The sequence below is a fragment of the Roseibium aggregatum genome (assembly GCF_014692675.1).
GTDB classification, from domain to species: Bacteria; Pseudomonadota; Alphaproteobacteria; order Rhizobiales; family Stappiaceae; genus Roseibium; species Roseibium aggregatum_C.
This window is the reverse complement of sequence record NZ_JABFCZ010000050.1, coordinates 1-12,698: the sequence shown is the minus strand read 5'-3', so window position 1 is coordinate 12,698 and position 12,698 is coordinate 1. Positions and strand designations below refer to the sequence as shown.

Annotated in this window: 9 protein-coding genes, 1 tRNA gene and 1 pseudogene; 1 reads left to right on the top strand and 10 read right to left on the bottom strand. The window is 61.3% G+C overall.

The window, feature by feature from the left end:
* Nucleotides 1-103 (top strand): transposase domain-containing protein (locus HK439_RS25715; RefSeq protein ID WP_190294281.1); only part of this gene is annotated, 103 nt, incomplete at its 5' end.
* A gap of 154 nt (nt 104-257) precedes the next feature.
* On the opposite strand, the gene rpoC is transcribed toward HK439_RS25715, so the two are convergent.
* From rpoC to tuf, 10 genes and pseudogenes are all read right to left on the bottom strand, one after another.
* Nucleotides 258-4,457, bottom strand: coding sequence for a DNA-directed RNA polymerase subunit beta' (gene rpoC / locus HK439_RS25710; protein WP_190294358.1), 4,200 nt, complete (start codon nt 4,455-4,457; stop codon nt 258-260).
* Nucleotides 4,458-4,558: 101 nt separating this feature from the next.
* Nucleotides 4,559-8,698 (bottom strand): DNA-directed RNA polymerase subunit beta, encoded by a 4,140-nt coding sequence (gene rpoB, locus HK439_RS25705; protein WP_190294357.1) that lies wholly within the window; start codon nt 8,696-8,698, stop codon nt 4,559-4,561.
* A 185-nt stretch (nt 8,699-8,883) separates the two neighbouring features.
* A complete protein-coding gene (gene rplL, locus HK439_RS25700; protein WP_190294356.1) occupies nt 8,884-9,264 on the bottom strand; it encodes a 50S ribosomal protein L7/L12 in 381 nt (126 codons plus the stop codon).
* 61 nt (nt 9,265-9,325) lie between these two features.
* Nucleotides 9,326-9,844, bottom strand: a complete 519-nt coding sequence (rplJ, locus tag HK439_RS25695) for a 50S ribosomal protein L10 (RefSeq protein ID WP_190294355.1) — start codon at nt 9,842-9,844, stop codon at nt 9,326-9,328.
* A gap of 324 nt (nt 9,845-10,168) precedes the next feature.
* Entirely contained in the window at nt 10,169-10,864 is a 696-nt protein-coding gene (gene rplA, locus HK439_RS25690) for a 50S ribosomal protein L1 (protein WP_190294354.1), read from the bottom strand.
* Between the two features lie 4 nt (nt 10,865-10,868).
* Entirely contained in the window at nt 10,869-11,297 is a 429-nt protein-coding gene (gene rplK / locus HK439_RS25685; protein ID WP_190294353.1) for a 50S ribosomal protein L11, read from the bottom strand.
* Nucleotides 11,298-11,478: 181 nt separating this feature from the next.
* Nucleotides 11,479-12,009 carry a transcription termination/antitermination protein NusG gene (nusG, locus tag HK439_RS25680; RefSeq protein WP_190294352.1) on the bottom strand — a complete coding sequence of 177 codons (531 nt, stop codon included), beginning with the start codon at nt 12,007-12,009 and terminating at the stop codon, nt 11,479-11,481.
* A 57-nt stretch (nt 12,010-12,066) separates the two neighbouring features.
* The gene (secE, locus tag HK439_RS25675) at nt 12,067-12,264 is read right to left on the bottom strand and encodes a preprotein translocase subunit SecE (protein WP_190294351.1); all 198 of its coding nucleotides are present in this window, start codon (nt 12,262-12,264) and stop codon (nt 12,067-12,069) included.
* Nucleotides 12,265-12,368: 104 nt separating this feature from the next.
* Nucleotides 12,369-12,444, bottom strand: a tRNA-Trp gene (locus HK439_RS25670).
* Nucleotides 12,445-12,571: 127 nt separating this feature from the next.
* Nucleotides 12,572-12,698: pseudogene (gene tuf / locus HK439_RS25665) on the bottom strand (elongation factor Tu); the annotation flags it as partial.

The following is a 12,698-nucleotide window of genomic DNA, read 5'->3' as shown; positions in this document are numbered from 1 at the left end:
GCTTGATCCCCACGCCTGGCTCACACAGACCCTCGAGCGCATCGCCAACGGTTGGCCCAATAGCGACATCGGCGCTCTCATGCCCTGGAACTACAAGAGCTGAACGGCCGCAGCTTCGCGCTTACGCAAAAACGCGGACAAGCGCCACAAAACCAAAGCCAAAAAAACAAACCCGCCGAAAACGACGGGTTTGTCAGCAGTCTGAGGCCGCCCGAAGGCGGCCTTTCCTCAACTTGCCGACAGACACGGCGGCAGGCTTATTCGGCTGCGCCGCTCAGATCTTCCAGGAGGCCTTCGGCAGCACTTTCGGAAGATTCCTTGCGCTGCTGTTCCTGGATCAGGTCGTCGCGATGGGTCGCAATCTGACGGATGCGCTTCATGACCCCGCCGGTACCGGCCGGGATCAGACGTCCGACGATCACGTTCTCCTTCAGGCCGACCAGCGGATCGACCTTGCCGTTGACCGCGGCGTCGGTGAGGACGCGGGTGGTCTCCTGGAAGGAGGCGGCGGAGAAGAACGAACGGGTCTGCAGGCTGGCCTTGGTGATACCCAGGAGTACCGGGTTGCCCTTGGCCGGCTGCTTCGCCTCGTTGATCGCCTTTTCGTTGGCTTCCTCGAAGTCGATCCGGTCGATCTGCTCGCCCGGGAAGAACTCCGTGTCGCCTGCATCGGTGATCTCGATCTTCTGCAGCATCTGGCGAACGATCACCTCGATGTGCTTGTCGTTGATCGTCACACCCTGCAGCCGGTAGACTTCCTGGATCTCGTTGACGAGATAGGCCGCGAGCGCTTCCACGCCCTTGACCGCCAGAATGTCGTGCGGTGCCGGGTTGCCGTCGAGGATGTATTCCCCCTTCTCGATGGCGTCGCCTTCCTGGAGATGGAAGTGCTTGCCCTTCGGGATGAGGTATTCCACGGGCTCCACGCCCTCCTCGGCCGGATCGATGATGATGCGGCGCTTGTTCTTGTAGTCTCGGCCGAAGCGGATCGTCCCGGAGATTTCCGCGATGATCGCATGGTCCTTCGGACGGCGAGCCTCGAACAGTTCGGCCACACGCGGCAGACCACCGGTGATGTCCTTGGTCTTGGCGCTTTCCAGCGGGATACGGGCCAGAACGTCGCCGGCCTTGACCTTGGCGCCCGGCTGGACGGACAGGATCGCATCTACCGACAGCATCAGACGGGCATCGCTGCCGCGGGCGGTCTTTTCGATCTCACCCTTGTCGTTCTTGACGATAATGGCGGGCTTGAGATCCTGACCGCGCTGCGACGAACGCCAGTCGATGACGACACGCTTGGTGATACCGGTCGCCTCGTCGGCCGTTTCCTGAACCGAAGCCCCGTCGATGAGGTCTTCGAAGTCCACGACACCGTCGACTTCGGCAAGCATCGGACGGGTATAGGGATCCCATTCCGCGATCCGCTGGCCGCGCTTGACGGTATCGCCGTCGTCCACATGCAGCTTGGAGCCGTAGGTGACCCGGTGAACCGCACGCTCGTTGCCGTCGCTGTCGACGACCACGATGGACATGTTGCGGACCATGGCAATGAGATTGCCTTCGGAATCGCGCACCACGTTGCGATTGCGGATCTTGATCGAACCGTCGACGTTGGATTCGATGAACGAGGAGTCCACCACCTGAGCCGTACCACCGATGTGGAAGGTACGCATGGTGAGCTGCGTTCCCGGTTCACCGATCGACTGGGCCGCGATCACGCCGACCGCCTCGCCCAGGTTGACCGGGGTCCCGCGCGCCAGGTCGCGGCCGTAGCAGGTCGCGCAGACGCCGGTTTCGGTTTCACAGGTCAGCACCGAGCGGATCTTGATCTGCTGGACCTTGGCCGCCTCGATGATTTCCACGTCCTTCTCGTCGATCAGCTTGCCCTTCGGCACGATGATTTCGCCGGTGGCATGGTTGTAGACGTCTTCCGCCGTGGTCCGGCCGAGGACGCGCATGCCGAGCGATGCGATGACGTTACCGGCATCGACGATCGCCTGGACGGTGATGCCGCGTTCCGAACCGCAATCCGGTTCCAGGATGATCGAATCCTGCGCCACGTCGACGAGACGACGGGTCAGGTAACCCGAGTTCGCCGTCTTCAGGGCGGTGTCGGCCAGACCCTTACGGGCACCGTGGGTGGAGTTGAAGTACTCCAGAACCGACAGGCCTTCCTTGAAGTTGGAGATGATCGGGTTTTCGATGATCTCACCGGACGGCTTCGCCATCAGGCCGCGCATGCCGGCCAGCTGCTTCATCTGCTGGGGTGAACCACGGGCACCGGAGTGCGACATCATGTAGACCGAGTTGATCGGCTTCTGACGTCCGGTCTCCTCGTCGATCTGAACCGCGGAAATGCGCTTCATCATCTCGTCGGCGACGCGGTCGGTACACTTGGCCCAGGCATCCACGACCTTGTTGTACTTCTCACCCTGGGTGATCAGACCGTCGTTGTACTGCTGCTCGTATTCGGTCGCCATGGCAGACGTATCGGCAACGAGCTTGGCCTTGGTGTCCGGGATCAGCATGTCGTCCATGCCGAAGGAAATCCCGGCGCGGCAGGCATTGGTGAACCCGAGCTGCATGATGCGGTCGCAGAAGATGACCGTCTCCTTCTGACCGCAGGCGCGGTAGACGGTGTCGATCATCCGGGAGATTTCCTTCTTCGTCATCAGCTTGTTGCAGGTGTCGAAGGGAACCTCGTGATGCTTCGGCAGAAGCTCTGCGATGAGCATACGGCCAGGCGTGGTTTCAAAAATCTCGCTGGTCGGGTTGCCGTCGGCATCGACGCCCTTGTACCGGCCGCGGATCTTGGTGTGCAGCGTGATGACCTTGTTCGCCAGCGCATGGTGGATCTCACCGATGTCGCCGAAGGCCATGCCCTCGCCCGGCTCCTTCTCCGCCATGATCGACAGATAATAGAGACCAAGGACGATGTCCTGGGACGGCACGATGATCGGGCCGCCGTTTGCCGGATGCAGGATGTTGTTGGTCGACATCATCAGCGTACGCGCTTCCAGCTGGGCTTCCAGCGAAAGCGGCACGTGAACGGCCATCTGGTCACCGTCGAAGTCGGCGTTGAAGGCCGAACAGACGAGCGGGTGCAGCTGGATTGCCTTGCCTTCGATCAGGGTCGGCTCGAAGGCCTGGATGCCGAGACGGTGCAACGTCGGCGCGCGGTTCAGCAGAACCGGGTGCTCGCGGATCACCTCGTCCAGGATATCCCAGACTTCCGGACGTTCCTTTTCCACCAGCTTCTTGGCCTGCTTCACCGTGGAGGAGAAGCCCTTGGCGTCAAGGCGGGAGTAGATGAACGGCTTGAACAGTTCCAGGGCCATCTTCTTCGGAAGACCGCACTGGTGCAGCTTCAGTTCCGGCCCCACGGTGATCACCGAACGGCCGGAATAGTCGACGCGCTTGCCGAGCAGGTTCTGACGGAACCGGCCCTGCTTGCCCTTGAGCATGTCGGACAGCGACTTCAGCGGACGCTTGTTGGCGCCGGTGATGACGCGGCCGCGACGGCCGTTGTCGAACAGGGCGTCAACGGATTCCTGCAGCATGCGCTTTTCGTTCCGGATGATGATATCCGGAGCGCGCAGTTCCATCAGGCGGCGCAGACGGTTGTTCCGGTTGATCACGCGCCGGTACAGGTCGTTCAGGTCCGACGTTGCGAACCGGCCGCCGTCAAGCGGAACCAGCGGACGCAGATCCGGCGGGATCACCGGGATCACGGTCATGATCATCCATTCCGGACGGTTGCCGGATTCCATGAAGGCTTCGATCACCTTCAGCCGCTTGGCGAGCTTCTTCGGCTTCAGTTCCGTCGTTGCCTCGGCGATCTCCACGCGCAGCTTTTCGCTTTCGCGCTCCAGATCGAGACTCATCAGGATCTCGCGGATCGCTTCGGCGCCGATCATGGCGGTGAAGGCGTCCTCGCCGTATTCGTCCTGGGCAGCCACGAAGTCTTCTTCGGACAGAAGCTGATGCTGCTTGAGCGGGGTCAGGCCCGGCTCGAGAACGACGTAGTTCTCGAAGTAGAGAACCCGCTCCAGATCCTTAAGGGTCATGTCCAGCAGAAGGCCGATGCGCGACGGCAGCGACTTCAGGAACCAGATATGCGCAACCGGCGCAGCCAGTTCGATATGGCCCATCCGCTCGCGGCGAACCCTCGAAAGCGTGACTTCAACGCCGCACTTTTCGCAGATGACGCCCTTGTACTTCATGCGCTTGTACTTGCCGCAAAGACATTCGTAGTCCTTGATCGGGCCGAAGATACGCGCGCAGAACAGACCGTCCCGTTCAGGCTTGAACGTACGGTAGTTGATCGTTTCCGGCTTTTTGATTTCGCCGAAAGACCAGGACATGATCTTCTCCGGGCTCGCAAGCGAGATCCGGATATTGTCGAAGGTCTGTGTCGGAGCCTGCTGATTGAACAGGTTCATGACCTCATGATTCATGGTCTATCTCCTTCGATGCACGGCGGGGGAGCGTATCCGCCTTGGCGCTCCCCTTTGCCGGCATTCCAAGTCCAAATTCGGTCTTTTTCATGCCCATCCGGTTATTCGGCCGCATCTGCTGCCGGTTCGTCCGTGATCATGGGCTGGTCCGTACGCTGCAGTTCAACGTTCAGACCCAAAGACCGCATTTCCTTAACAAGCACGTTGAAGCTTTCGGGAATGCCCGCCTCGAAGGTGTCGTCGCCGCGGACGATGGCCTCGTAGACCTTCGTACGCCCGGCCACGTCATCCGACTTGACTGTGAGCATTTCCTGCAGCGTGTAGGCTGCACCGTAGGCTTCAAGCGCCCAGACCTCCATTTCCCCGAAGCGCTGGCCGCCGAACTGCGCCTTGCCGCCCAGCGGCTGCTGGGTAACGAGCGAGTACGGGCCGATCGAACGGGCGTGGATCTTGTCGTCGACCAGGTGGTGGAGCTTCAGCATGTAGATGTAGCCCACGGTCACCTGGCGGTCGAACTCTTCACCGGTCCGGCCGTCGTAGAGGGTCGACTGACCCGACGGCTTCAGGCCGGCGATGTTGAGTGCCTCGACCACATCCGGCTCACGCGCACCGTCGAAGACCGGCGTCGCGATGGACACACCCTTCTTGAGCTGGTCCGCCAGGCGCACGATGCCATCGTCATCGTATTCCTTGACGTTGTCGCCCTTCAGGTTGTCGCCGTAGATCTCGACGATCTTGCCACGCAGCTGATCGATCTCGCCGGACTTGCGGTATTCGTCGTAGAGTTCGCCGATCCGCTTGCCCATGCCGGAACAGGCCCAGCCCAGGTGCGTTTCGAGAATCTGGCCGACGTTCATGCGCGACGGCACGCCGAGCGGGTTCAGCACGATGTCGACATGGGTCCCGTCCTCAAGGAACGGCATGTCCTCGCACGGGTTGATCTTGGAGACCACACCCTTGTTCCCGTGACGGCCGGCCATCTTGTCGCCCGGCTGGATCTTGCGCTTCACGGCGACGAAGACCTTGACCATCTTCATGACGCCCGGCGGCAGTTCATCACCGCGCTGCAGCTTCTCCACCTTGTCGATGAAGCGCTGCTCGAGACGCTTGCGGCTGTCGTCATACTGACCGCGCAGAGCCTCGATTTCGCTCATGAACTTCTCGTCGTCGACGGCAAACTGCCACCACTGCGACCGCGGGAACTCGTTCAGGGCGTCGCCGTCCAGAACGGTATCCTTCTTGAAGCCCTTCGGACCGCCGACGGCGGTCTTGCCGAGCAGCATCTCGGCCAGACGGCCGTAGACGTTGCGGTCGAGGATCGCCTGTTCGTCGTCCCGGTCCTTGGCGAGACGCTCGATTTCCTCGCGCTCGATCGCCATGGCGCGCTCGTCCTTCTCCACCCCGTGGCGGTTGAAGACGCGCACTTCCACGACCGTGCCGGAAACCCCCGGCGGCAGGCGCAGGGAGGTATCGCGGACGTCGGATGCCTTTTCACCGAAGATGGCGCGCAGGAGCTTTTCTTCCGGCGTCATCGGGCTTTCGCCCTTCGGCGTGATCTTGCCGACGAGGATGTCGCCCGGATGCAGTTCCGCACCGATATAGACGATCCCGGCTTCATCGAGGTTCTTCAGCGCCTCTTCCGAAACGTTCGGAATATCGCGGGTGATTTCTTCCGGGCCGAGCTTCGTGTCACGGGCCATCACCTCGAATTCCTCAAGATGGATGGAGGTGAAGACGTCGTCGGAGACGATACGCTCGGACAGGAGGATGGAATCCTCGAAGTTGTAGCCGTTCCAGGGCATGAACGCGACCAGCACGTTCCGGCCGAGCGCCAGATCGCCGAGATCCGTGGACGGACCGTCTGCAATGATGTCGCCCTTGTGGACCACGTCACCGACACGCACCAGCGGACGCTGGTTGATGCAGGTGTTCTGGTTGGACCGCTGGAACTTCATCAGCCGGTAGATGTCGACGCCGGACTTGCCCGCCTCGATATCTTCCGTCGCGCGGATGACGATACGGGTCGCATCGACCTGATCGACAATACCTGCGCGGCGGGCGCCGATGGCGGCCCCGGAGTCGCGTGCCACGACCGCTTCCATGCCGGTGCCGACGAACGGCGCCTCGGCGCGGACCAGCGGCACGGCCTGACGCTGCATGTTCGAGCCCATGAGGGCGCGGTTGGCGTCATCGTTTTCCAGGAACGGGATCAGAGCCGCGGCAACGGATACGAGCTGCTTCGGCGACACGTCCATCAGATCGACGCGTTCGGACGGCACCATCATGTTTTCGCCGGCGTGACGGCAGGTGATCAGCTCTTCGGTGAAGTGACCCTTGTCGTCATAGACCGCGTTGGACTGGGCCACGTAGTGCTTGGCCTCTTCCATGGCGGACAGATAGACGACCTCATTGGTCACCACGCCGTCCTTCACCTTGCGGTACGGGCTTTCGATGAAGCCGTACTTGTTGACGCGGGCAAAGGTGGCGAGCGAGTTGATCAGACCGATGTTCGGGCCTTCCGGCGTTTCGATCGGGCAGATACGGCCATAGTGGGTCGGGTGCACGTCGCGCACCTCGAAGCCCGCACGTTCGCGGGTCAGACCGCCCGGGCCGAGGGCCGACAGGCGCCGCTTGTGGGTGACTTCCGACAGCGGGTTGGTCTGGTCCATGAACTGGGACAGCTGCGAGGAACCGAAGAACTCGCGCACGGCGGCAGCCGCCGGCTTGGCGTTGATCAGATCCTGCGGCATGACCGTATCGATCTCGACCGAGCTCATGCGCTCCTTGATCGCCCGTTCCATGCGCAACAGGCCGACGCGGTACTGGTTTTCCATCAGCTCGCCGACCGAGCGCACCCGGCGGTTGCCGAGGTTGTCGATGTCGTCGATCTCGCCCTTGCCGTCGCGCAGTTCAAGAAGAACCTTGATCACGGACAGGATGTCTTCCTTGCGCAGGACACGAACCGTGTCCTCGCATTCCAGATCGAGGCGCATGTTCATCTTCACGCGGCCGACCGCAGACAGGTCGTAGCGCTCGTCGTCGAAGAACAGCGACTGGAACATGGCTTCGGCGGTGTCGATCGTGGGCGGCTCGCCCGGACGCATCACCCGGTAGATGTCGAACAGCGCGTCCTCGCGGGACTCGTTCTTGTCGACGGCCAGGGTGTTGCGGATATAGGCGCCGGTGTTGACATGGTCGATGTCGAGGATCGGCAGGTCGGTATAGCCGCGCTCGACCAGCTCTTCCAGGCTCTTGCCGGTGATCTCGTCGCCTGCTTCCGCAAAGATCTCGCCGGTGGAGGGATCGACGATGTCCTCGGCCAGATACTGGCCGTGCAGGTCCTCGTCGGTCACCTTCAGGGCGGTCACGCCCTTTTCGGAGAGCTGCTTGATGGTGCGCGCGGTGATCTTGCGGCCCGCTTCCACGACCACGTCGCCGCTGTCGGCGTCGACCAGGTCGTAGGAGGCCTTGGTGCCCTTCAGACGGTTGCCGTCGAACGGCATGCGCCAGGTGTTCTCGGCCGTGCGGGTGTAGTCGATCCGGTTGTAGAATGTGTTGAGGATTTCCTCGCCGTCGAGGCCGAGCGCCATGAGCAGCGACGTGACCGGGATCTTGCGCCGGCGGTCGATACGCGCATGGACGATGTCCTTGGCGTCGAACTCGATATCGAGCCAGGACCCGCGATAGGGGATCACGCGGGCGGCAAACAGCAGCTTGCCGGACGAATGGGTCTTGCCCTTGTCGTGGTCGAAGAACACGCCCGGAGACCGGTGCATCTGGGAAACGATGACGCGCTCGGTGCCGTTGACGATGAAGGTGCCGTTGTCCGTCATGAACGGCATGTCGCCCATGTAGACATCCTGTTCCTTGATGTCCTTGACGGATTTCGCACCGGTGTCCTCGTCGACGTCGAACACGATCAGACGCAGGGTGACCTTCAGCGGAGCGGCAAACGTCATGCCGCGCTGACGGCACTCGTCCACGTCGTATTTCGGCGTTTCGAACTCGTAGGACACGAATTCCAGCAAAGAGGTACCCGCAAAATCCGAAATCGGGAAAACGGACTGGAAGACCGCCTCCAGACCGTCGTTGATCCGGCCGCCGCCGGGCAGCTCGTCAACTTGCAGGAACTGGTCGTATGATGCCTTTTGAACCTCGATGAGGTTGGGCATTTCCGCAACATCGCGGATGGATCCGAAGAATTTCCGGACCTTTTTGCGACCGTTGAACGTTTGGGTCATTGTCGCTCCTCGTATCGGCCGGGTAACGGCTGGCCGAAACGCCCCTTTTCCAATCGGGCCTGAGCCCGGGCGCTTCGGAAAACCGTCCCCCTATTGGGACTTTTGCCCCGGACACGGGAAACTCCCGCCGGGGCCAGAAAACGGTCCCGGAGTGCTCCGGGACCGCAGGTGGGCGTTAAGCCCGATTACTTCAGCTCGACAGAAGCGCCGGCTTCTTCCAGCTTCTTCTTCAGCTCTTCGGCTTCGTCCTTGGAAACGCCTTCCTTGACCGGCTTCGGAGCGGACTCGACGAGTTCCTTTGCTTCCTTCAGGCCAAGACCGGTGATTGCGCGGACTTCCTTGATCACGTTGATCTTCTTGTCGCCGGCAGACGCCAGAACGACGTCGAACTCGGTCTTTTCTTCTGCAGCAGCAGCGCCTTCGCCACCACCGGCAGCAGCAGCAGCCACTGCGACCGGAGCAGCAGCGGAAACGCCCCACTTTTCTTCCAGAAGCTTCGACAGTTCAGCAGCTTCCATAACGGTCAGCGAGGACAGTTCATCTACGAGCTTTTCAAGATCAGCCATTTTATTTCTACCTTAAAGTTCGAACCAGTATTGGTTACAGACAGTGTTTGTTTGGGTCGCCTTATGCGGCCTCGTCCTTCTTGGCGTACGCGCCGAAGACGCGGGCAAGCTGCCCGGCCGGAGCGTTGACAACCTGGGCGATACGGGTCGCCGGGGTCTGGATCATGCCAACCAGCTTTGCACGCAGCTCGTCGAGCGACGGCATGGTAGCCAGAGACTTGACCCCTTCCGGGTTCAGGTTGGTGGAGCCGAGAGCACCGCCGAGGATCACGAATTGTTCGTGGGCCTTGGCAAAATCCACGACTGCTTTCGGGGCTGCGACCGGATCTTCCGAATAGGCGATCAGGGTCGGGCCGGAAAACAGGTCGGAGATATGCTCCAGTTCCGTGCCTTGAAGGGCAAGTTTCACAAGGCGGTTTTTTGCGACTTTCACAGAACCGCCGGCTGCACGCACCGATGCCCGAAGGGCCGTCATCTGCGCAACCGAAAGGCCTGCATAGTGCGCGACAACCACAACGCCGGTATCACCCAGCTCGCTGTTGAGGGTAGTCACGAACTCGTGCTTTTCCGCTCTTTCCACTTGCCTTCTCCATTTGGCGGCGTTGCCGCCGCCGGTTTGCCTTTGCCGCCTGCCTAGGCCCCGAACCCGGGACCGTCTGCAAACGACGCTCAAGGGTCCTGTCCCCTCGACACATGCGAAACGCAAGCGGCAAGGCCTGGTTCGAACCTTCTGCCCGTTTTACGGGAATTCGGTTCTCACCCATCTATGCAGGCCCGTGTGGCTTAAACCGGTTTCCCGGCACCTGCAGTCTCGGACAGGGCGACCCGGCTATCCGCCGGATCTATCCAGCCGGTCGACCGGCTGGAATTCTGTTGCAGCGCCGGCCTCGACCGGCGCGAAAAATCACTCGACGATGCTCGCCAGATCGATCTTGATGCCCGGGCCCATGGTGGAGGACACGGCAATGCGCTTCAGATACGATCCCTTGGAGCCGCTCGGCTTGGCCTTCTGGACGGCGTCCAGGAATGCCTTGACGTTCTGTTCCAGCGCTTCCTGCGTGAAGGAGGTCTTGCCGACGCCGGCGTGGACGATACCCGCCTTTTCGACGCGGAACTGGACAGCACCGCCCTTGGCATCGTTGACGGCAGCCGCCACGTCCGGGGTCACGGTGCCGACTTTCGGGTTCGGCATCAGGCCGCGCGGGCCGAGCACCTTGCCGAGACGGCCGACTTGCGGCATCATGTCCGGCGTCGCAATGCAGCGGTCGAACTCGATCTTGCCGGACTGGACTTCCTGGACCAGCTCCTCGGCACCGACGATGTCGGCGCCGGCGGCCTTGGCTTCTTCAGCCTTGTCGCCACGGGCAAACACGGCGACCTTGACGGTCTTGCCGGTGCCGTTCGGCAGAATGCACACGCCGCGGACCATCTGGTCGGCATGACGCGGATCGACGCCCAGGTTGATGGCAACTTCCACGGTTTCGTCGAACTTGGCGGTGCCACGTTCCTTGACCATGCCGAGCGCTTCGCCGAGAGCATAGGTCTTGTTGCGGTCGATACCTTCGCGGGCAGCGCGAACTCGTTTTCCTACCTTCGCCATGACCTTATCCCTTAACCTCAAGGCCCATGGAACGGGCGGAACCTTCGACCATCATCATCGCTGCTTCGACGTCGTTGGCATTCAGATCCTTCATCTTGGCTTCGGCGATCTCGCGCACCTGGGCCTTGCTGACGGAACCGACGATGCCGCGGCCCGGGGTCTGGGATCCCTTCTGCAGCTTGGCGGCCTTCTTCAGGAAGAAGCTGACCGGAGCCGTCTTCACTTCGAACGTGAAGGACTTGTCGGTAAAGTACGTAATGACGGTCGGGCACGGAGCGCCCTTTTCGACATCCTGGGTCTGCGCGTTGAACGCCTTGCAGAATTCCATGATGTTCAGACCGCGCTGACCGAGTGCCGGACCGATGGGGGGCGACGGCGTCGCGGACCCTGCCGGCACCTGCAGCTTCAGGTAACCTTCAATTTTCTTCGCCATTTCTCTCTCCAATCACCGGAGTTCGACGGTTGATCCCCGAACTCCTGGGGAGTTGGTGGTCCGGCCCTTATAAGCACCCGGCGAAGAGCGCTCGAACCTGCCACCGACCTACTACTTTCCCCGGCCGACCCATAAGGACCTGCCGGGACCACTTACACGCCGCCGAAGCGGCGCAACACGATCAGATCTTGTCGACCTGACCGAATTCCAGTTCCACGGGCGTTGCCCGGCCGAAGATGGACACCGCGACCTTCAGGCGGGCGCGCTCGTCGTCGACCTCTTCCACCAGTCCGGAGAAGGACGCAAACGGCCCGTCGGAAACGCGAACCTGTTCACCGACCTCGAAGCTGACCGACGGCTTCGGCCGGTCCACGCCTTCCTGCACCTGGTGCAGGATCTGCATGGCTTCCCGTTCCGGGATCGGCATCGGCTTCTGGTCGGAGCCCAGGAACCCGGTCACCTTCGGCGTATTCTTGATCAGGTGATACGCATCATTGGTCATTTCCATCTTCACCAGCACGTAGCCGGGGAAGAACTTGCGCTCGGTATCGACCTTGCGGCCACGGCGCACTTCAACGACCTTTTCCATCGGAACAAGGATTTCCTCGAACAGATCGGACAGCCCCTGCTGCTCGGCCTTTTCGCGGATGGCGTCCGCCACCTTCTTCTCGAAATTCGAATAGGCGTGCACAATGTACCAGCGCTTGGCCATGACCCTCAGATCCGTTCTTTTTCTTCTAAACTGTTCCGCCGCTCAACAAGCGGGCCTTTAACCGCCCAGGCCCAGAAGCAGGCTCACTCCCCAGCCCATCAACTGATCGGCCACGAGGAAAAAAATCGACGCGATCGCTACCATGACGAACACCATCACGGTCGTAACCCCGGTCTCGCGCCGTGTCGGCCACGTTACCTTGGATACTTCGGAGCGCACTTGCTGAACAAATGTAAAGGGATTGGTCTTCGCCATTCCGATTCCGGTCTGTTAAATGCGAGTGGGCGCGCGAAAATGCTTCGCGCGCCTCACCCGAGAAACTATTTAAGCCCTCAGGAGCCGATGATCAAGAGCAAAAATGGCAGGGGCGGAGGGTCTCGAACCCCCGACCTACGGTTTTGGAGACCGTCGCTCTACCAACTGAGCTACACCCCTTCAAGAACGACCGGCCCGAAACACGTCCCGACTGGCCCTGCTCCTGATAGTCCTTCCGCCCTGCCTTGGCAAGGTGTCCGGACAAGTGAATGCCGGGCAGATCGCCTGCCCGGCATTCGAACCCATCTTACTCGATGATGGAAGCGACGACGCCTGCACCGACGGTGCGGCCACCTTCGCGGATAGCGAAGCGCAGGCCTTCTTCCATGGCGATCGGCACGATCAGCTCGACGTCAACCGACACGTTGTCGCCC

Excerpts from the sequence above, each read along its gene's own strand:
- rpoC (WP_190294358.1), bottom strand. The coding sequence starts at position 4,457 with ATGAATCATGAGGTCATGAACCTGTTCAATCAGCAGGCTCCGACACAG.
- rpoB (WP_190294357.1), bottom strand. The coding sequence starts at position 8,698 with ATGACCCAAACGTTCAACGGTCGCAAAAAGGTCCGGAAATTCTTCGGA.
- rplL (WP_190294356.1), bottom strand. The coding sequence starts at position 9,264 with ATGGCTGATCTTGAAAAGCTCGTAGATGAACTGTCCTCGCTGACCGTT.
- rplA (WP_190294354.1), bottom strand. The coding sequence starts at position 10,864 with ATGGCGAAGGTAGGAAAACGAGTTCGCGCTGCCCGCGAAGGTATCGAC.
- rplK (WP_190294353.1), bottom strand. The coding sequence starts at position 11,297 with ATGGCGAAGAAAATTGAAGGTTACCTGAAGCTGCAGGTGCCGGCAGGG.
- nusG (WP_190294352.1), bottom strand. The coding sequence starts at position 12,009 with ATGGCCAAGCGCTGGTACATTGTGCACGCCTATTCGAATTTCGAGAAG.
- secE (WP_190294351.1), bottom strand. The coding sequence starts at position 12,264 with ATGGCGAAGACCAATCCCTTTACATTTGTTCAGCAAGTGCGCTCCGAA.